This window comes from Micromonospora sp. NPDC093243 (assembly GCF_044753725.1).
In the GTDB taxonomy this organism is placed as follows: domain Bacteria; phylum Actinomycetota; class Actinomycetes; order Mycobacteriales; family Micromonosporaceae; genus Micromonospora.
Window position 1 is genome coordinate 663115 of record NZ_JBIVNT010000001.1, and the last position, 19194, is coordinate 682308.

A 19194-nucleotide genomic window follows, 5' to 3' on the forward strand; every position below is an offset into this window, starting at 1 on the left:
AGCAGTGACCCGGACAGGCAACGGAAGGAGCGTCGCCCATGCAGCGGATCGCCCTGCACACCCGGCTCAGGCCGGGCAGCGAGAGTGAGTACGACGACGTCCACGCCAGCATCCCGGCGGAGCTGGCGACCGCGATCCGCACCGCCGGGGTGCGCGGCTGGTGGATCTGGCGGGACGGACCGGACCTGTTCCACCTGGTCGAGGTCGAGGACTACCAGCGGATGCGGCACGCGCTGCGCGAGCATCCCGCGAACGTGGCGTGGCAGGCCCGGATGGCTCCGCTGCTCGACGTGCCGGACGACTACTCGGGCACCGACTCGGGGTTGCCCCTGGTGTGGGCGCTGCCCGCCGAGCGGGACGGGGCGATCCGATGACCGGCGTGCGGTTGGGCCGGTCGGAGGTGACCGTGGGTCGGCTCGGTCTCGGCTGCGCCCAACTCGGCAACCTCTACACGCCGATCGGTGAGGCCGACGCCATCGCCACCGTGGCGGCCGCCTGGGACAGCGGGATCCGCTACTTCGACACCGCGCCGCACTACGGTCTCGGGCTCTCCGAGCGCCGGCTCGGCGACGCGCTGCGTGCCCTGCCCCGGCCGGCGTACACGGTCAGCACGAAGGTGGGTCGGCTGCTCGTTCCGGAGCGGTCCGGGGGCGGGCGGCGCGACCCGGAGGGCTTCGACGTGGTCGCGGACCACCGGCGCGTCTGGGACTTCACCGCGGACGGGGTGCGCCGCTCCCTGGATGCCAGCCTGATCCGGCTCGGCCTCGACCGGATCGACCTCGTGCTGATCCACGATCCGGAGGACCACCAGACGCCGGCGCTGGCGCAGGCCTACCCGGCGCTGCACGAGCTGCGGGCCCAGGGCGTCATCGGCGCGATCGGGGCCGGATCGAAGCAGTGGCAGGTGCTGCGCCGCTTCGTCACCGAGACCGAGGTGGACGCGGTCATGGTGGCCGGCCGCTACACCCTGCTGGAGCAACCGGCGCTCGACACGCTGCTGCCCGAGTGCGAGCAGCACGGCGTCTCGGTCCTCAACGCGGGCGTCTTCAACAGCGGTCTGCTGGCCGTGCCGCGTCCACACGCCGGTCTCCCCTACGAGTACGCCGACGTGCCGGCCGCGGTGCTGGACCGGGCCCGGGCGATCGCCGAGGTCTGCGCCCGGCACGGCACCTCGCTGCCGGCCGCGGCGCTCGCCTTCGCCGCCGCGCACCCGGCCGTCGCCGCGGTGGTGGTGGGCGCCCACGGCCCCGACCAGGTCCGGCGCAACGCCGCGCTGTCGGCCGCGGCGCCCCCGACCGGCGACTTCTGGTCGGAGCTGATCGCCGAGGGCCTGCTCCGCCCGGACGCGCCGTTGCCCGCCCCGTCGGTCGGTGTGGCGTGATCGTCGACGCGCACCACCACCTGTGGCGGGTCGAGGACGGCTACCGATGGCTGGACGCGCCCGAGCTGGCCCCGATCAGACGCTCGTTCGTCCCCGACGACCTGCGGCCGGAGCTGACGGCCGCCGGCGTCGACCGGACGGTCCTGGTGGAGGGGGGCCGCTGCGACCTCGACGAGGCGGCCCTGCTGCTCGACCACGCCCGGCGCACCCCGACGATCGCCGGGGTGGTCGCCTGGGTCGACCCCGCCGACCCGGCGCTCGCCGACACCATCGCCGGCTACCGGCGGTTGCCCGGCGGCGAGTTGCTGGTCGGCCTGCGCCCGCAGCTGCAGGCCGAGACGGACCCGGACTACCTGGACCGCGCGCAGGTCCGACGCGGCCTGCGCACCATCTCCGACGCCGGGTTGGCCCTCGACGTGGTGGTCCGGGTCGACCAGCTGCCGGCCGTGACCCGGGCCGCCCGCGGCGTGCCCGAGCTGCGATTCGTCCTCGACCACCTGGGCAAACCACGGATCCGGGACGGCGACGCCGGTCTGGCCGCCTGGGCCGGTCCGATCTCGGCGCTCGCCGCCGAGCCGAACGTCACGGCGAAGCTCTCCGGGCTGGTCACTGAGGCCGACTGGGAGCGCTGGACGGTGGCCGACCTGCGTCCGTTCGTGACCGAGGCCCTCGCCCGCTTCGGCGCGCACCGGCTGATGTTCGGGTCCGACTGGCCGGTCTGCCGGCTCGCCGCCGACTACCAGGCGGTGCTGGCGGCCCTGACCGAGGCGCTGCCACCGCTGTCGCCCGGGGAGCGGGCGGCGGTGTTCGGCGACACCGCGGCGCGGACCTACCGGCTCGGGCGTTGAACGGTCTCATACTCTGCGGTACGGACGAAGGCGGGGGAGAACGTGGCTGTCACGGACGAGGCGATCGACAAGATCAAGCAGATGATCGTCGCCGGCGAGTTGCGCCCGGGCGACCGCCTGCCCCGCGAACCCGATCTGGCCGAACGGTTGGGGCTGTCCCGCAACTCGCTGCGTGAGGCGGTCCGGGCGCTGTCGCTGATCCGGGTCCTCGACGTCCGACAGGGCGACGGGACGTACGTGACGAGCCTGGATCCGGCGCTGCTGCTCGACGCCCTGAGCTTCGTCGTCGACTTCCACCGCGACGACACGGTGCTGGAGTTCCTCGAGGTCCGGCGGATCCTCGAACCGGCCGCGACCGCGCTCGCCGCGCAGCGGGCGACCGAAACTGATCTCGCCGCGCTGCGCGGCGTGCTCGACGGGCTCGGCGACGATCCGAGCATCGACGAGCTGGTCGCCAACGACCTGGAGTTCCACCGGCTGATCGCCGTCTGCGCGGGCAACAAGGTGCTCTCGTCCCTGCTCGACAGCCTCTCCGGCCCGACCACCCGGGCGCGGGTCTGGCGGGGGCTCACCCAGGAGGGTGCGGTCGCCAAGACCCGCGAGCAGCACGCCGCCATCCTGGACGCGGTCGCCTCCGGGCACGCCGACCTGGCCAGGTCCTGGGCCACGGTGCACGTCGCCGGCGTGGAGCAGTGGCTGCGCCGGGTGCTCTGAGCGGGCGGGCCGGACAGGTGACCGGCGCACGTCACGATGAGCGCGGCAGCCGCATCCCACCCATCCGGTCCTCGGCGGCCCGCCAGGCCGCCTGGTCGCCGCGCGGCTCGTACCGCACGATCTGCTGGGTCTCGCGCAGCACCGCCCGCAGCGCGGGCAGGCCCCCACCGACGACGCCGGCGGCCCGGGCCTGCACCAGGACGTTGCCCAGCGCGGTCGCCTCGACCGGCCCGGCGAGCACCGGCAGCCCGCAGGCGTCGGCGGTGAGCTGACAGAGCAGCTCGTTGCGGGCGCCGCCGCCGACCACGTGCACGACGTCCACGTGCCGGCCGGAGAGCTGCTGCGCCTGGCGTACCGCGCGGCGGTGCGCCAGGGCCAGGCTGTCCACGATGCAGCGGACCGTGCCGGCCGGGCTGGTCGGCACCGGCTCACCGGCCCGCCGGCAGGCGTCGGCGATCCGCGTCGGCATGTCACCGGGCGGCAGGAACGCCGGATCGTCCGGGTCGACGACCGAGCGGAAGGCCGGCTCCCCCGCCGCCTGCCGCAGCAGGGTGGGCAGGTCGACGCTCCCCCACGCGCGCACCGACTCCTGCAACAGCCACAGGCCCATCACGTTGCGCAGATAGCGGATGGTGCCGTCCACCCCGGACTCGTTGGTGAAGTTGGCCAGCCGGCTCGGCTCGCCGAGCACCGGCGCGTCCAGCTCCACTCCGACCAGGGACCAGGTGCCGCAGGAGACGTACGCGAAATGCTCCCCGGCCGCCGGCACCCCGACGACCGCGGACGCGGTGTCGTGCGAGCCCACCGAGACAACCCGAGGCTCGCCGGGCAGCCCCAACGCGGGCAGCACCGGGCCGACCGGGGTGCCGGGCTCGCGCAGCGGCGGGAACAGCTCGGCGGGGATCCCGGCGTCGGCCATCAGGTCGTGGGCCCACGCCCGTCGGCGCAGGTCGTAGAGCTGGGTGGTGGAGGCGTTGGTGATCTCGGCGCCGATCGCACCGGTGAGCCAGTAGGTGACGAGGTCCGGGATCAGCAGCAACCACCGCGCCGCCACCAGCTGCGGCGTGCCGGCGGCGGCGACGAGCTGATAAAGGGTGTTGAACGGCAACTGCTGCAACCCCGTGGTGGCGTAGAGCCGCCGCTCCCCCAGCCGCGGAGCCACCCGCTCGGCCACCCCGTCGGTACGCCGGTCGCGGTAGTGCACCGGGTCGCCGAGCAGTTCTCCGGCGGCGTCGAGCAGACCGTAGTCCACGGCCCAGGAGTCGATCCCGATGCTGGTGACGGGTCCGGCGGCCCGCAGGCCGTCGAGCACACCTCGGTAGAGGCCGCGGATGTCCCAGTGCAGGGATTCGCCCACCCGCACCGGCTCGTTGGGAAACCGGTGCGCCTGGGTGAGCTCCAGCGAGGCCGGGTCGACGCGGCCGACCATGACCCGGCCACTGGACGCGCCGAGGTCGACCGCGGCGACGCGCAGGCTCACAGCATCCCCCGCCGGGCCGCCCACACCACGGCCTCGATCGGCGTCGTCACGCCGAGCCGGTCGCAGATGGCCCGCACCCGCCGCCGCACGGTGCGCTCGGAGAGCGCGGTGCGCCGCGCCACCGTCTCCAGCGGCAGGCCGCTCGCGAGCAGTCGCAGCAGTCGCAGGTCCGCCTCGCCGAGCATCGGATCGTCCACCGGTGACGTCGTCCTCATCTCGCCCGCACCGGCCTCAGCGGAGAAAGGCCGCGGCGACGCCGGCGTCCACCGGGACGTGCAGCCCCGTGGTGTGCGACAGGTCGCCGCCGGTGAGCACGTAGACGGCGTTGGCGACGTGTTCCGGCAACACCTCCCGCTTCAGCAGGGTGCGCTGGGCATAGAACTCGCCGAGCTTCTCCTCGGGCACGCCGTAGACCGCGGCCCGTCGGGCGCCCCAACCGCCGGCGAAGATGCCGGAGCCGCGCACCACCCCGTCCGGGTTGACGCCGTTGACCCGGATGCCGTGCCCGCCCAGCTCCGCGGCGAGCAGCCGGACCTGGTGCGCCTGGTCGGCCTTGGCCGCGCCGTACGCCACGTTGTTCGGGCCGGCGAAGAGCGAGTTCTTGCTGGCGATGTAGACGATGTCGCCGCCGAATCCCTGCTTGAGCATGACCCGGGCGGACTCCCGGGCGACCAGGAAGGATCCCTTGGCCATCACGTCGTGCTGCACGTCCCAGTCCGCCTCGGTGGTCTCGAGCAGCGGCTTGGAGATGGACAGGCCGGCGTTGTTCACCACCAGGTCCACCCCGCCGAAGGCGAGCACCGCGTCCCGCAGCGCGGCGGTGACGGCCGCGGCGTCGGTGACGTCGGCGGCGACGGCGACCGCCACGTCGGTGGTGCCGATCGCCGCGGCGACGGTGGCGGCGGCCTCGGCGTCGCGGTCGGCGACCACTACGCACGCCCCCTCGGCGGCGAGCCGGTGCGCGACCGCCCGGCCGATGCCGGAGCCACCGCCGGTGACGAACGCGACCCGGGTGGCCAGTGGCTTCGGCCTCGGCATCCGGCGCAGCTTCGCCTCCTCCAGGGCCCAGTACTCGATGCGGAACTTCTCGGCCTCGTCGATGGGCGCGTAGCGCGAGACCGACTCCGCGCCACGCATCACGTTGATCGCGTTGAGGTAGAACTCGCCGGCGACGCGGGCGGTCTGCTTGTTCTGGCCGAAGCTGAACATTCCCACCCCGGGCACGAGCACGACGGCCGGGTCGGCGCCGCGCATCGGCGGGCTCTGCGCCGTGGCGTGCCGCTCGTAGTAGGCGCGGTACTCGTCGCGGTACGCGGCGTGCAGCTCCCGGAGCCGGGCGGTCACCTGCTCGATCGGCGCGGTGGGCGGCAGGTCGAGCACCATCGGTCGGACCTTGGTACGCAGGAAGTGGTCGGGGCAGGAGGTGCCGAGCGCGGCGAGCGCGGGATGCCGTTCCCGGGCGAGGAAGTCGAGCACCACATCGCTGTCGGTGAAGTGCCCGACCTGCCGCCGGTCCGTGCTGGCGAGGCCGCGCAGCAGCGGGAAGAGAGCCGCGGCCCGCCGCCGCCGCTCCGGTGCCGGCAGCGGCTGGTAGCCGGCACGCACCGGGCCGAACGGCTCGGACCGGCCCCGCTCGTCGAGGAACGCCTGGGCGGTGCGGATGATCTCCCGCGAGTTGCGCTCGCACTCGTCGCTGGTCGAGCCCCACGCGGTGATGCCGTGCCCGCCCAGGATGACGCCGATCGCCTGCGGGTTGGCCGCCGCCACGGCGGCGATGTCCAGGCCGAGCTGGAAGCCGGGCCGCCGCCACGGGACCCACCGCACCCGGTCGCCGAAGATCTCCTTGGTCAGCGCCGGGCCGTCGGCGGCGGTGGCGATGGCGATGCCGGCGTCGGGGTGCAGGTGGTCGACGTGCGCCGCGTCGACCAGCCCGTGCATGGCGGTGTCGATCGAGGGCGCCGCCCCACCCCGGCCGTGCAGGCAGTAGTCGAACGCGGCGACCATCTCGTCCTCGCGGGCGAGGCCCGGGTAGACGTCGACGAGGGCGCGCAGCCGGTCCAGCCGGAGCACGGCCAGACCCGGCTCGGTCAGGGTGCCGAGGTCGCCACCGGAGCCCTTCACCCAGAGCAGCTCGACCGGACCGCCGGTCACCGGGTCGGTGGCCTCGCCCTTGGCCGAGGTGTTGCCCCCGGCGTAGTTCGTCGTGGTCGGGTCGGCGCCGAGCCGGTTGCTGCGCGCGATCAACGCCTGAACCTCGGAATGCATCGTCCTCACGTCCCTGTCTGCGTACTCGTGGTGGTCAGGCGCCCCAGCCGGCCTGCTGCCCGCCGGCGCGCTCGGCCCGGATCGTCTCGAAGTAGCCGGAGCGGGCGTAGGCGGCGATCGGGTCCGGGTCCAGACCGACGTCGGCGCGCAGCTCGGCCAGCATCGGCCGCACGTCGGTGTGGTACGCGTCCATCAGCGCCGCGTTGGCGCCCAGCACGTCACCGGCCCGCTGCGCCGCGGCCAGCGCGCCGGCGTCGACGAGCAGCGCCTTCGCGGTCGCCTCCTGCACGTTCATCACCGACCGGATGATCGCCGGGATCTTCGGCTCGATGTTGTGGCACTGGTCGAGCATGAACGCGATGCCGGCCGCCGGCGCCAACGCGTCCGCACGGACGATCTCGTGCATGATCCGGAACAGCTGGAACGGGTCCGCGGCCCCGACCATCAGGTCGTCGTCGGCGTAGAAGCGGGAGTTGAAGTCGAACCCGCCCAGCTTTCCGGCGCGCAGCAGGAACGCGACGATGAACTCGATGTTGGTGCCCGGGGCGTGGTGCCCGGTGTCGATGACGACCTGCGCCTTCGGCCCGAGTTCCAGGCAGTGCGCGTACGCGGTCCCCCAGTCCGGCACGTCGGTGGTGTAGAAGGCCGGCTCGAAGAGCTTGTACTCCAGCAGCAGCCGCTGGTCGTCGCCGAGCCGGTCGTAGGTCTCGCGCAGCGCGGTGGCGAGCCGGTCCTGCCGGGCGCGGATGTCGTCCTGGCCCGGGTAGTTGGTGCCGTCGGAGAACCACAGCTTCAGGTCCCGCGAGCCGGTGCGGTCCATGATGTCGACGCACTCCAGCAGGTGGTCGATCGCCTTGCGCCGCACCCCCGGATCCGGGTTGGTGACGCTGCCCAGCTTGTAGTCGTTGTCCTGGAAGACGTTGGCGTTGATCGCGCCCAACGTGACGCCCAGCTCGGCCGCGTGGCGCGCCAGGTCGGCGTAGTCGTCGACCCGGTCCCACGGGATGTGCAGGGCCACCGTGGGCGCGACCCCGGTGAGCCGGTGCACGACCGCCGCGTCGGCGATCTTCTCGTACGGGTCGCGCGGGACGCCCTCCTGCGGAAACACCTTGAACCGGGTGCCGGAGTTGGCGTACGCCCAGGAGGCGGTCTCGATGCGCTGGGCGCGCAGGGCCTGCGTGATCCGGTCCCGGGTGGACGCGTCGGGCTGCGTCATGGTGTCTCTCCCGTCTCCGCGGCGAGTTGTGCCGCAAGGTTGAAGACCTCGTCCAGTGGCCGCATGGCACGGTCGGCGGCGCCCTGGTCGAGGTCGAGGAAGAAGGGCGCCATCTCCGCCTGCCAGCGGGCGTTGACGTCGCGGGCCTGCATGGCGGCCAGGGCCGCCGGGAAGTCGTCGGTCACCAGGAACCCGACGAGCAGGCCGTCGGAACGGAGGAAGAGCGAGTAGTCGTGCCAGCCGCTCTCGGCCAGCGCGGCGAGCATCTCGGGCCAGACCCGCTCGTGCCGGGCCCGGTACTCGGCCAGCCGGGCCGGATCGACCTGAAGGGTGAAGCAGACGCGGGGCATGGTTCTCCCGTCGGCGCCCCCGGCGGCGCCGGCGCCGTTGGACGCCGGCACCGCCCGGTGAGCGGTCAGAAGTCGAACTGGTCGATGTTGTTCTTGTCGAAGACGGTCGGTGGGCCGAGGATGACGACGCCGTCCTTGCCGACGGTGTACTCGCCGAGCTTGCCGGCGGTGAACTTCTCGCCCTCGGCACCGGTGATCTGCCCCGAGGCCAGCGCGGCGCCGGCGTACGCCGCGAGGTAGCCGAGGTCGGCGGGGTTCCACAGGGCGAACGCGTCGACGCTGCCGTCCTTGACGAACTCCCGCATCTGGTTCGGGGTGCCCAGCCCGGTCAGCTTGACCTTGCCCTTGTACTGGGAGCCGCTGAGGTAGCGGGCGGCGGCCGCGACGCCGACGGTGGTCGGGGAGATGATGCCCTTGAGGTTGGGGTACGACTGCAGCAGGCCCTGGGTCTCCTGGAACGACTTCTGGTCGTCGTCGTTGCCGTACGCCACGGTGACCAGCTTGATCTTGCTGTAGTCGGGCTTCTTCAGCTCCTCCTTCATCAACGCGATCCAGGCGTTCTGGTTGGTCGCGTTGGCGGTGGCCGAGAGGATCGCGATCTCACCCTCGCCACCGATCTGCTGCGAGATGAGCTTGACCTGGTTCTCCGCGATGCCCTGCGCGGTCACCTGGTTGACGAAGATCTGACGGCACTCCGGCTTGGTGTCGGAGTCGAAGGTGACGATCTTGGCGCCGGCGGCCTTCGCCTGGTTCAGCGCGCCGCAGATCGCGTTCGGATCGTTGGCCGACGTGACGATGACGTCCATGCCCTGCTGGGACAGGGTGTTGATGTAACTGACCTGCGAGGAGGCACTGGCCTCGGAGGGGCCGACCTCCTTGTACTCGCCCTTGAACTCGGTGACCGCCGCCTTGCCACCGTTGTCGGAGACGGTGAAGTAGGGGTTGTTCACCTGCTTCGGCAGGAAGGCGATCTTGAGCCCTTCCTTGATCGCGGCGTCAGGATCGGCGCCACCGCTGGCCTGACTGCCGGCGCCGGGTTCGTTGCCGGAGTTCTCCCGGGTGGTGCCGCCGCAGGCCGTGGCGCTGAGCAGTAGTGCGGCGAGGGTGAGGCTGGTGGCCCCGACACGGAGCCCTGTGCGATAAGCGGACATCGTCATCCTTCCGGGGGTGGTTGGTGAGCGGGGGACGTCACGGCGCGACGGGGCGCGCGCGCTGTCGGCGGCGGTGCAGCCGGGCGCGCACGTCCGCGACGGCGTTGGGCAGCACGACGGAGACGATGAGCAGAGTGCCGGTGACGATCGTCAACGCGTTGGCGTCGACGTCGGCGAGTTGCAGGGCGTTGCGGAGCACACCGAGGAGCAGCACGCCGGCCACCACACCGAGCAGACCGCCCCGGCCACCGAAGATCGAGACGCCGCCGAGCAGCACGGCGGTCACCACGGTCAGCTCGAGGCCGGTGGCGTTGTCGCCGCGGGCGCTGGCGTAGCGCAGGGTCCAGAAGACGCCGACCAGCCCGCAGACCGCTCCGGAGACCACGAAGAGCCAGAACTTCGTCCGGGCCACCGAGACACCGGCGAAGGTGGCGGCCTGGTCGTTGTTGCCCATCGCGTAGAGCGCGCGACCGATCGGGGTGAAGTGCAGCACCACGCCGAAGAGCAGGGCCAGCAGCAGCACCCCGACGAGCGCGACCGGGATCGACGTGCCCGGGATGTTCCGCACGACGGCCGCGGTCCAGCCGGCCGGGAAGTCCGCCACCGCCTGGTCGCCGAGCACCACGAACGACAGCCCGCGGTAGAGGGCGAGCGTGCCGATGGTCACCGCCAGCGACGGCAGGCCGAAGCCGGTGACGAAGAGGCCGTTCACCGCGCCGAGCACGGCGCCGAGCAGCACCACGAGGAGGCAGATCAGCTCCAGGGAGAGTCCACTGGAGAGCCAGAGCTGCCCCATCAGGGTGCTGCCGAGACCGACCATGCTCGCCACCGAGAGGTCGATCTCGCCGGTGACCACGATCAGGGTCATCGGCAGCGCGAGGAGCGCCAGCGGCACCAGGTCGAGCAGCAGGAACTGGGCGTTGCGGCCGGTGGCGAAGTTCTCCACGGTCAGGCCGGCGAGCAGCACCGCGACCACGAGGGCGACGACGATCACCGCGTCCCAGGAGCCGAGCACCCCGCGTACCGTGGCGAGCCGGCCCGCGCCACCCTCGGCGTCGGCCCGGGGCGGTGCCGCGTACAGGCTGTCATGCGCCATGGGCGCTTCTCCCTCGGAGCCGGGCCGCCGTTCGCAGGGCCAGGAGCCGGTCCAGACCGATGGCGGCGAGGATGAGCGCGCCGACCACGGCCTGCTGCCAGAACGGGTCGATGCGCAGGACGGCGAGCGAGCTGCCGATCGTGGTCAGCAGCACGGCGCCGAGCGCGGCGCCGTAGGCGCTGCCGCTGCCGCCGAAGATGGCCACCCCGCCCACCACCGCGGCGGCGACCACCTGGAGTTCCAGGCCCGTGCCGGCGGCGGCGTCGAGCGTGCCGAACCGGGCCGCGTAGAGCACGCCGGCCAGCCCGGCGAGCGCACCGTTGGCCACGAAGACGGCGAAGACCCGCCGGCCGACCGGGATGCCGGAGAGCCGGGCCGCGGCCGGCTCGGAGCCGATCGCGTAGAGCTCCCGCCCGCTGCGGTAGGAGCGCAGGTAGAAACCGACGGCGGCGACGACGACCAGCGCGACGAGGAACAGCACGGGTACGCCGAGCAGCGTCTGGTTGCCCAGCCGCAGGAACGATCGCGGCATGTCGGCGGCGTTGATCTGCCGGCCGGACGCCCAGTAGTAGTCGACGCCCCGGAAGGCGTAGAGGGTGCCGAGGGTGATGACCAGGGCCGGCACCCGGGCCACCGCGATGAGGCCGCCGTTCACCACCCCGCACATCGCGCCCAGGCCGACGCCGAGCAGCAGCGCCACCGGCCACGGGGTGCCGGGCGCCGCGAGGAACAGCGAGCCGGTGGCGAACGCGACCAGGCCGAGGATCGAGCCCACCGACAGGTCGACGTTGCGGGTGACGATGACCAGGGTCTGCCCGACCGCCAGGATCACCAGGAGCGCGCAACCCAGCAGCAGGTCCTTGACGCTCTGGTTGCTCAGGAAGCGGTCGTTGCGGACGCTGGTCACCAGGACCAGCGCCGCGAGCGCGATCAGCAGGCTCAGCTCCCGTACCGCGAGCAGGCGCTCGGTGAGGCCGCGCCGCTGCCGGTCGGGGACGGTCAGGGCGGTCGCGCTGACCTGCTCGGGCGCGCCGGCGTCGGTGCGGCTCATGCGGTCGCTCCCTGCCCGGTGGCGGCGAACATCACGGAGGTCTCGTCCGCCTCGGCGCGGGACAGCTCGCGGACCAGACGCCCCTCGTGCATGACCAGGACCCGGTCGGCCATCCCGAGCACCTCGGGCAGCTCGCTGCTGATCATCAGGATGGCCAGCCCCTCGCCGGCCAGCTCCGACAGCAGCCGGTGCACCTCGGACTTGGTGCCGACGTCGATGCCGCGGGTGGGCTCGTCGATGATCAGGACGCGCGGCTCGGTGGCGAGCCACTTGGCGAGCACCACCTTCTGCTGGTTACCGCCGGAGAGGGTGGCCACGGGCGCGCCGAGCCGGGCCGCCTTCACCTGTAGGCGCCGGGTCCAGTGCCGGGCCTCGGTGCGCTCCGCGCCGCCGAGCAGCAGGCCCAGCCGGCTCAGGGCCCGCCGGCGGGCGAGGGTGGCGTTGCGCTCGACCGACAGCTCCATCACCAGGCCCTGCTGCCGCCGGTCCTCGGGGACCAGCGCCATCCCGGCGCGGATCGCCCGGCCCGGTCTGCCCGCCGGGAGACGCTGGCCGGCCACCCGCACCTCGCCCGCGTCGTACCCGTCGACGCCGAAGACGGCGCGGGCGACCTCGCTTCGTCCCGCGCCGACCAGCCCGGCCAGCGCGACGATCTCCCCACCGCGGACGGTGAACGACACGTCGGCGAAGACGCCGGCCCGGGTCAGCCCGCGCACCTCGAGCAGCGTGTCCCGCACCGGGGCCTCCTGCTTGGGATAGAGCGAGGCGACGTCGCGTCCGACCATGCGCCGCACCACCTCGTCCACGCTCAGGTCGGCGGCCCGGTCGGTGCAGACCCAGGCGCCGTCGCGCAACACGGTGACCCGCTGGCAGAGCTCGAACACCTCGTCGAAGCGGTGCGAGATGAACAGGACCGCGGCGCCCCGCTCGCAGAGCGACCGGGCGACCGCGAAGAGCCGTTCGACCTCCACCCCGGAGAGCGCGGCGGTCGGCTCGTCCATGACCAGCACCCGGGCGTCGAAGGAGAGGGCCTTGGCGATCTCGACGAGCTGCTGGTCGGCGATGGAGAGCCCGCGGGCGGGCCGGGTGGGATCGATCCGGACGCCGAGCCGCTGGAACAGCCGCTCGGCGTCGCGGTTCATCGCGGCGGCGTCGATGCGGCGCAGGCCGCGCAGTGGTTGCCGGCCGATGAAGATGTTCTCCGCCACCGAGAGGTCCGGGAAGAGCGTCGGCTCCTGGTAGATGACCGCGATGCCGGCGGCCCGGGCGTCGGCGGGGCCGCGCAGCTCCAGTGGCCGTCCGTCGAGGGTCATCCCGCCGGAGTCCGGGGCGTGCGCGCCCGCCAGGACCTTCACCAGGGTCGACTTGCCCGCCCCGTTCTCGCCGACCAGGGCGTGGGCCTCACCGGCGTGCAGCGCCAGGTGCACCCCGCGCAGCGCGGCGACCGCCCCGAAGGACTTCGTCACCGCGTCGAGTTCCAGCAGCGGAGCGCCGTCCGCGCCCGGTGCGTCGGGGCTCATCCGATCCCCTCCTGAATCGTTTCACGTGTCGTGCATGGACCGTAGGGGGAGGCATTCACGAGCGTCAAGAGTTTCCCGCTGATTTCTCCCCCGTTGCCGAGGCGGACGTGCGATCCCGCGCGGACCGGTTCCGGACGCCGGCGATCCGGGACGCGCGGGCCGACACCGCCGGCTGGATGAAACGTTTTAGTCGCTATACACTGCCGGTCGACCCGGCTCGCCCATCCGGCGCGACGCGCCCGGACAGCCCCGGGCCGACCGCGACCGCGTGCCCGCACCGGACCGCGAACCACCGCACGGATCGTCGAGGGAGCCATGGCAGGGGCGAACATCAAGCAGGTCGCCCGGCACGCCGGCGTCTCCCTCGGCACGGTGAGCAACGTGCTCAACCGGCCCGACAGCGTCGCCCCCGCCACCCGCCAGCGGGTGCTCGACGCGATCACCGAGCTCGGTTACGTCCGCAACGACTCGGCCCGGCAGCTGCGCGCCGGGCACAGCCGCACCGTCGCCATCGTCGTGCTGGACGTGGCCAACCCCTTCTTCACCGACGTGGTCCGCGGCGCCGAACAGGTCGTCGAGGAGGCCGGCGCCATGCTGGTGGTCTGCAACAGCGGCGGGGACAACGCCCGGGAGCGCCGCCACCTGGAACTGCTGGAGGAACAGCGGGTCCGCGGGGTGCTCATCACCCCGGTCGGCCACGGCCCCCAACCCCAGCTGGAGAAGCTCATCGACCGGGGCATCCCGGTGGTGCTCGTCGACCGGGGCACCGGCCGGGCCAGCCGCTGCTCGGTCGCCGTGGACGACGTGCTGGGCGGCCGGCTGGCCATGGACCACCTGCTGGACCAGGGCCACCAGCGCATCGCCTACCTCGGTGGGCCGCTCTCGATCGCCCAGGTCGCCGACCGGCACGCCGGGGCCGCCGCCGCGGTGGAAGAGCGTGGCACCGGCGCGGAACTCCAGGTGGCGGTGACCACCAGCCTGACCGTCGCCGCCGGCCGGCGCGCCGCCGAGCAGCTGCTCGCCCTGCCCGCCCGGCAGCGCCCCACCGCCGTCTTCTGCGCCAACGACCTGATCGCGCTCGGGGTGCTCCAGGAGGTGACCGCGCGCGGCCTGCGGGTGCCGGCCGACGTGTCCATCGTCGGCTACGACGACATCGAGTTCGCCGACGCGGCGGCGGTGCCGCTCTCGTCGGTACGCCAGCCCCGCGAGCAGCTCGGCCGGACCGCCGCGCAACTCCTGCTCGAGGAGGCCGAGTCCGGCGACACGCACCGGCACCGGCACGTGGTGTTCCAGCCGGAGCTGGTGGTGCGGCGCTCCAGCGAGCAGCCCCGGCGCGCCCGGCGCTGACCGCCCCACCGGCGCGCCACCGTACCGACCCCTCCCCGGCGCGGTGGCGGCGCGGCGGGCCTCAGGACGGCACGGCCACGGACCACACGTCGGCGATGGACGGGTCGTAGCCGTTGCCACTGTCCCGGAACCGCACCCGGACGGCCCCGTCGCGGGTCGCGTCCGGCAGGTCGACGACGAGCTGGTAGCTGACCGTGCCGGCCCCGCCCGCCGTACGCCGCCAGCTGCGGGCCTGCGCCACCACCCCGTCCACGACCACCTCGTAGTCCTTCAGCTGCGGCTGGTCGTAGGTCTCGACCGCACGCAGCAGGAACGGCTGACCGGGCGCGACGGCGAGGTCGAACTCGAACCAACCGCCGGGGCGGGTCACGTCGGTGTACCGGCGGGTCAGGCCGGCCTCGCTGTTGGTGCCCGAGTACTGCGAGGCGGCGAGGCGGTGCGCCTGCTCGGAGGCCGGGTCGCCGAGGTCCACGTGGTCGTACGCACCGGGTGGCGGATTGTCGATCCGGACCGGGACCGCGAGGGCCCGGCGTTCGGCCTCCGTACCGCCGGTGGCCACCGTGACCTCCGCCGGTTCCTCGGTCACCGACAGCGGCGCGGCGAGCACGGTGGACACGGTGGTCTCCGCGCCCGGGGCAAGGTCGTACCCGGCGGTGGCCGGTTCGACCCGCCAGCCCTCCGGCGCGGTGACGGCGAGCCGTCCCGTCACCGGCACGGCGGCCCGGTTGCGCAGCACCGTGCCGACCGTCGTCGCGGCGCCCGGCGCGACGGCGGCGGGAGCCGCGGCCGCCGACACGATCTGCACGGCCGGCGCGACGGTGATCGTCCCGGCGACGGGCAGGGTCGCCGTCCCGCCCCGGTGACGGTAGCCGGCGGAGCCCTCGACCGGCTCGCCCGCCGGCGACTGGCCGGCGGGGATCCGCAGGTCGTAACGGTGGCTCACGGTTCCACCCGGCGCGACCGTGGTGGCCCGGCCGCCGACCGGGGTGATCGTCCAACCGGCCGGCGCCCGCAGATCGGACGTCACCCCGGTCAGCGGATCGGGGCCGCCGTTCGACACCAGGACGGTCGCCCGGACGACGTCGCCGGGCAACCGCTCGCCCACCGGGAGATCGAGCCGCACCACCGCCCCGACCAGCGCCGACGACGCCGCGGAGAGCCGCTGGTCGAGCCGGGTGAGCGGCGCGGTGAACCGGTCGGCGAGGGCCGGGTTGAGGCGGCCGGCGGCGACCTGGGTCCGCAGCCACCGGGCCAGGTCGGCCGTCGTCGCCAGGGCCCGGTGCACGTCGGCGGCGGCCCGGGCGTCGCCCGCCAGGTACGCCGTGCGCGCCGCCGCCGTCTGGGCGGCGAGCCGGTCGAGCCGGGCGCGCAGGTACGCGACCGTCGGGCTGCCCAACTGACCGGCGAGTTCGTCGGTCAGCGCCGTCAACTCCCGTACCGCGTCGGCGGAGTCACCCAGGTCGCCCAGCACCCGGTCGACGGCGAAGGCGTAGGAACCGGAGCCGACCTCGTAGACGGCGGTCCCGCCGTCCATCCGGACGAACCGCACGCCGTCGGCCTGCTCCGCCGGCCGGCCACCCTCGGTGACCGCGTGCCGCCCCGGAGCCGGGACACGTACCGTGGCGGTGGTGTTGCCCGGGACGGTGAGGCGCAACCGCAGGTCGCCGCGGGCGTCGAGGTCCCAGTCGCTGCCGATCACCCCGTACATCGACCGGTAGGACGCCCGCGCCGAGGTGAGGCCGCCGCCCGGCTGCGGCGCGATCGTCAGGTGCGCGTACCCGGGGTGGTCGGAGTCGGGTTGGATGCCGGCGACGGTCCGGTACATCCAGTCCCCCACCGCGCCGTAGGCGTAGTGGTTGAAGGAGTTCATCGACACGTCGCCGAAGCTCCCGTCCGGCATGATCGAGTTCCAGCGCTCCCAGATCGTGGTCGCGCCCTTGGCGATCTCGTAGCCCCACGACGGATAGCTGTCGTTGAGCAGCAGCCGGTAGGCGACGTCCAGGTGCCCGGTGTCGCTCAGCGCCGGCAGCAGGTCGGGGGTGCCGAGGAAGCCGGTGGAGAGGTGCCAGTCGTGCCGGCGTACGTTGTCGACCAGCCGGTCGGCGGCCTTGGCCCGCAGCGGCTCGGGCAGCAGCCCCATGCCGATGGCCAGCACGTACCCGGTCTGGCTGTCGCCCTGGACGGTGCCGTCGGCCGAGACGTACGCGTCGACGAACGCCTGCGCGATGTCGCCGGCCAGCGCGGTGTAGCGGGCCGCGTCGGCGTCCCGACCGAGCGCGCCGGCCAGTTCGGCCAGCAGCCGGATGCTGTACGCGTAGTAGGCGGTGCCGATGACACCGGCGGGCGTCGGGTCGTCGAGGTTGAGCCAGTCGAGGTACGGGCCGGCGTTGGTACGCAGGTTGCCCGAGCTGGTGCTCTCCAGCCAGGACGCGTACCGCACCATCGACGGGTAGTGCTCCTCGACCACCCGGGTGTCGCCGTAGCGCTGCCACAGCGTGTACGGCACGGTGATGCCGGCGTCGGCCCACCCGGTCGCGCCGTCCCCGCAGCAGGCCCGCGGCGCGACGTCGGGGTACGCGCCGTTGGCCGACTGGGCGTCCCGCAGGTCCTGCAACCACTTGCTGAGGAACGTCAGGCTGTCCATGTTGAACGTCGCGGTCTCGGCGAAGACGTTGATGTCACCGGTCCAGCCGAGCCGCTCGTCGCGGGCCGGGGTGTCGGTCGGGATGGAGAGGAAGTTGCCGCGCTGCCCCCAGGTGATGTTGCTGTGCAGCTGGTTGACCATCGGGTTGGAGGTCTCGAACTCGCTGGTCAGCTCCCCGTCGGTGTGCATGACCAGACCGGTGACGGTGGACAGGTCGGGGGTGCCGGGATAGCCGGTCAGCTCGACGTAGCGGAAGCCGTGGAAGGTGAAGGTCGGCTGGTAGACCTCGGGGCCGCCACCGCGCAGGGTGTAGAGGTCGGTGGCCCGGGCCGACCGCAGGTTGGCGGTGTAGGCGGTGCCGTCGGGATTGAGCACCTCGGCGTGCCGGAGGCGCACGGTGGCGCCGGCCGGGCCGTCGAGCTTCAGCCGGACCTTGCCCACCATGTTCTGGCCGAGGTCGAAGATCCAGGTGCCCGGGGTGGGTTGGGTCAGCGCCCGGGCCGGCAGTTCCTGCACGACCCGCACCGGCGGGTCGACCTGGGCGACGATCCGCCCGGTGGCGCCGGTGTCGTCCACGCTCGCCGGCGACCAGCCGGAATCGTCGAAGCCGGGCCGGTCCCAGCCGGCCGGCAGCCGCCGCGCGTCGTAGCTCTCGCCGTGGATCAGGTCGCTCTGCCGGAACGGCCCGGGGGTGGCCCGCCACCCGCCGTCGGTGCCGATCGTCTCGGTGCGCCCGTCGGCGTAGTCGATCACCAGTTGGGCGCTGAGGTGCGGGCGCGAGCCGTAGTTGTCGGTGCCGAACCAGGCGATGCTGCCGGCGTACCAGCCGTCGCCGAGCAGGGCGCCGAGCGCGTTGTCGCCCGGGCGCAGCTGCCGGGTCACGTCGTACGTCTGGTACTGCACCCGCTTGTCGTAGTCGGTCCAGCCGGGGGCCAGTTCGTGGTCGCCGACCCGCTGGCCGTTGAGCGACAGCTGGTAGACCCCGAGCGCGGTCGCGTAGATCCGGGCGCGGGCGATCTCGCCGTCGACCCGGAAGCCCCGGCGCAGCAGCGGGTTCGCGTCCAGCGCGGTGAGCATCGCCTCCGCGTCCCCGCCGACCCGCAGGCCGCCCGCGGTGGGCGTACCCGCCCCGAACGGGTTCTCGCCGTCGGTGAGCGGCGCCGCGAAGAGGGTGTCGCCGCCGCTGGTCACCGAGAAGTCGGAGAAGACGCCGGTCTCCACCCCGTTGGTACGCAGGCCGACCGAGCCGGCCCGGTGCGCGGTGTCCCGGGTGACGTCGACCTGGGTGCCGTCGACCCAGCTGGTGATGGTGTCGCCGGCCGCGGTGATGCGCAGGGTGTGCGGTGCGGTCAGCCGGTCGGCCGGCACGATCCCGCCCAGCGGCACCTCCTTGAGCAGGGTCCAGGCGCCGTCGACCCGCCGGTGCGGGCGCAGCTTCGCGCTCCCGCCGGTGATGGAGAACTGCCACATGTAGGCGTTGCCCGACCCGCTGGCCCGCAGGAAGATCCCGGCGGCGTCGCGTTCCAGGCGGAGCGTCGTCTGCACCGTGTAGTCCGTCCAGGACTCGGTGGGCGACGGCAGCCCGATCCAGTCGGCCCGCCAGCCTTCGGCCCCCCGCACGCCGGTCTCCCAGGAGGCCGGGACGCTCCACCCGGAGGCGCGGCCCCTGGTGTCCCAGACCCGGACCTGCCAGGCGTAGCGGGTGCGCGGACGCAACTGCGGCCCGGCGTACGGCACGAGGGTGCTCGCCCGCGAGGTGACCCGGCCACTGTCCCAGACGTCGGCGTCGGCCAGGCGGTCCCGGCTGGAGGCGACGCGCACCTGATAGGACTCCTGGACCACGCTCCGAACGGCGGCGTCGATCCGCCAACCGAGGCGGGGCCGGGCCACGTCCAGCCCGATCGGGTCGGTCGCCCGTTCGGTGGTCAGGCCGGTCACCGTGAGCCGGGGTGCGGCCTCCGGTGCGGCGGCCGCCGCCGGACCCGGCGCCACCGTCGGCGTCAGACCGAGGAGCAGTACGACAGTCGCGGACAGTGCGGCCCGGTACCGCCTCGTGCGCATCATGGCTGGTCCTCACCCTTCTGTGCGGCGGTCCGCACCCGACGTGGGCGGCGCCCGGGCGGCCGGCGGG

15 protein-coding genes are annotated in these 19194 nt (G+C 73.5%); 5 read left to right on the forward strand and 10 right to left on the reverse strand.

Features of this window, described 5'->3' with window-relative positions:
• The first annotated feature begins 38 nt into the window (after positions 1 to 38).
• From ACIP9D_RS03065 to ACIP9D_RS03080, 4 genes are read left to right on the forward strand one after another with little or no spacing between them, the layout of a single operon-like run.
• Positions 39 to 374, forward strand: a complete 336-nt coding sequence (locus tag ACIP9D_RS03065; RefSeq protein ID WP_350870383.1) for an L-rhamnose mutarotase — start codon at positions 39 to 41, stop codon at positions 372 to 374.
• The gene (locus tag ACIP9D_RS03070) at positions 371 to 1381 is read left to right on the forward strand and encodes an aldo/keto reductase (RefSeq protein WP_350870386.1); all 1011 of its coding nucleotides are present in this window, start codon (positions 371 to 373) and stop codon (positions 1379 to 1381) included. Before ACIP9D_RS03065 ends, ACIP9D_RS03070 begins: the two co-directional genes overlap by 4 nt.
• Positions 1378 to 2229: an amidohydrolase family protein gene (locus ACIP9D_RS03075; protein WP_350870387.1), complete on the forward strand. Its 852-nt coding sequence runs from the start codon at positions 1378 to 1380 to the stop codon at positions 2227 to 2229. Before ACIP9D_RS03070 ends, ACIP9D_RS03075 begins: the two co-directional genes overlap by 4 nt.
• A gap of 42 nt (positions 2230 to 2271) precedes the next feature.
• Positions 2272 to 2943, forward strand: a complete 672-nt coding sequence (locus ACIP9D_RS03080) for an FCD domain-containing protein (RefSeq protein WP_350870389.1) — start codon at positions 2272 to 2274, stop codon at positions 2941 to 2943.
• Positions 2944 to 2974: 31 nt separating this feature from the next.
• Here ACIP9D_RS03080 and ACIP9D_RS03085 read toward each other — a convergent pair whose 3' ends face one another.
• The 9 genes from ACIP9D_RS03085 to ACIP9D_RS03125 form a co-directional block, all read right to left on the reverse strand.
• Positions 2975 to 4423, reverse strand: a complete 1449-nt coding sequence (locus ACIP9D_RS03085) for a rhamnulokinase family protein (RefSeq protein WP_350870392.1) — start codon at positions 4421 to 4423, stop codon at positions 2975 to 2977.
• On the reverse strand, positions 4420 to 4638 hold the full coding sequence (locus tag ACIP9D_RS03090; RefSeq protein WP_350870394.1) for a LuxR C-terminal-related transcriptional regulator: 219 nt from the start codon (positions 4636 to 4638) through the stop codon (positions 4420 to 4422). Before ACIP9D_RS03090 ends, ACIP9D_RS03085 begins: the two co-directional genes overlap by 4 nt.
• Before the next feature lie 16 nt (positions 4639 to 4654).
• A complete protein-coding gene (locus ACIP9D_RS03095) occupies positions 4655 to 6697 on the reverse strand; it encodes a bifunctional aldolase/short-chain dehydrogenase (RefSeq protein ID WP_350870396.1) in 2043 nt (680 codons plus the stop codon).
• A 25-nt stretch (positions 6698 to 6722) separates the two neighbouring features.
• On the reverse strand, positions 6723 to 7904 hold the full coding sequence (rhaI, locus tag ACIP9D_RS03100) for an L-rhamnose isomerase (protein ID WP_350870397.1): 1182 nt from the start codon (positions 7902 to 7904) through the stop codon (positions 6723 to 6725).
• The gene (locus tag ACIP9D_RS03105; RefSeq protein WP_350870399.1) at positions 7901 to 8254 is read right to left on the reverse strand and encodes an L-rhamnose mutarotase; all 354 of its coding nucleotides are present in this window, start codon (positions 8252 to 8254) and stop codon (positions 7901 to 7903) included. The genes rhaI and ACIP9D_RS03105 overlap by 4 nt, the downstream gene beginning before the upstream one ends.
• Before the next feature lie 65 nt (positions 8255 to 8319).
• Entirely contained in the window at positions 8320 to 9405 is a 1086-nt protein-coding gene (gene rhaS / locus ACIP9D_RS03110) for a rhamnose ABC transporter substrate-binding protein (RefSeq protein ID WP_350870400.1), read from the reverse strand.
• A 37-nt stretch (positions 9406 to 9442) separates the two neighbouring features.
• On the reverse strand, positions 9443 to 10501 hold the full coding sequence (locus tag ACIP9D_RS03115) for an ABC transporter permease (protein WP_350870402.1): 1059 nt from the start codon (positions 10499 to 10501) through the stop codon (positions 9443 to 9445).
• Entirely contained in the window at positions 10491 to 11552 is a 1062-nt protein-coding gene (locus ACIP9D_RS03120) for an ABC transporter permease (RefSeq protein ID WP_350870405.1), read from the reverse strand. Before ACIP9D_RS03120 ends, ACIP9D_RS03115 begins: the two co-directional genes overlap by 11 nt.
• Positions 11549 to 13072 (reverse strand): sugar ABC transporter ATP-binding protein, encoded by a 1524-nt coding sequence (locus ACIP9D_RS03125; protein ID WP_350870408.1) that lies wholly within the window; start codon positions 13070 to 13072, stop codon positions 11549 to 11551. Before ACIP9D_RS03125 ends, ACIP9D_RS03120 begins: the two co-directional genes overlap by 4 nt.
• Positions 13073 to 13387: 315 nt before the next feature.
• On the opposite strand from ACIP9D_RS03125, the gene ACIP9D_RS03130 reads away from it, so the two are divergent.
• Positions 13388 to 14419: a LacI family DNA-binding transcriptional regulator gene (locus tag ACIP9D_RS03130; RefSeq protein WP_350870410.1), complete on the forward strand. Its 1032-nt coding sequence runs from the start codon at positions 13388 to 13390 to the stop codon at positions 14417 to 14419.
• A gap of 61 nt (positions 14420 to 14480) precedes the next feature.
• Here ACIP9D_RS03130 and ACIP9D_RS03135 read toward each other — a convergent pair whose 3' ends face one another.
• Entirely contained in the window at positions 14481 to 19127 is a 4647-nt protein-coding gene (locus ACIP9D_RS03135; protein WP_350870412.1) for a family 78 glycoside hydrolase catalytic domain, read from the reverse strand.
• Positions 19128 to 19194 lie beyond the last annotated feature (67 nt).

What these genes read in the sequence shown, in the direction of transcription:
- ACIP9D_RS03135 (WP_350870412.1), bottom strand. Translation starts at nt 19,127, where the DNA reads ATGATGCGCACGAGGCGGTACCGGGCCGCACTGTCCGCGACTGTCGTA.
- ACIP9D_RS03125 (WP_350870408.1), bottom strand. Translation starts at nt 13,072, where the DNA reads ATGAGCCCCGACGCACCGGGCGCGGACGGCGCTCCGCTGCTGGAACTC.
- ACIP9D_RS03090 (WP_350870394.1), bottom strand. Translation starts at nt 4,638, where the DNA reads ATGAGGACGACGTCACCGGTGGACGATCCGATGCTCGGCGAGGCGGAC.
- ACIP9D_RS03130 (WP_350870410.1), top strand. Translation starts at nt 13,388, where the DNA reads ATGGCAGGGGCGAACATCAAGCAGGTCGCCCGGCACGCCGGCGTCTCC.
- rhaI (WP_350870397.1), bottom strand. Translation starts at nt 7,904, where the DNA reads ATGACGCAGCCCGACGCGTCCACCCGGGACCGGATCACGCAGGCCCTG.
- ACIP9D_RS03115 (WP_350870402.1), bottom strand. Translation starts at nt 10,501, where the DNA reads ATGGCGCATGACAGCCTGTACGCGGCACCGCCCCGGGCCGACGCCGAG.
- ACIP9D_RS03065 (WP_350870383.1), top strand. Translation starts at nt 39, where the DNA reads ATGCAGCGGATCGCCCTGCACACCCGGCTCAGGCCGGGCAGCGAGAGT.
- ACIP9D_RS03120 (WP_350870405.1), bottom strand. Translation starts at nt 11,552, where the DNA reads ATGAGCCGCACCGACGCCGGCGCGCCCGAGCAGGTCAGCGCGACCGCC.
- ACIP9D_RS03105 (WP_350870399.1), bottom strand. Translation starts at nt 8,254, where the DNA reads ATGCCCCGCGTCTGCTTCACCCTTCAGGTCGATCCGGCCCGGCTGGCC.
- rhaS (WP_350870400.1), bottom strand. Translation starts at nt 9,405, where the DNA reads ATGTCCGCTTATCGCACAGGGCTCCGTGTCGGGGCCACCAGCCTCACC.
- ACIP9D_RS03070 (WP_350870386.1), top strand. Translation starts at nt 371, where the DNA reads ATGACCGGCGTGCGGTTGGGCCGGTCGGAGGTGACCGTGGGTCGGCTC.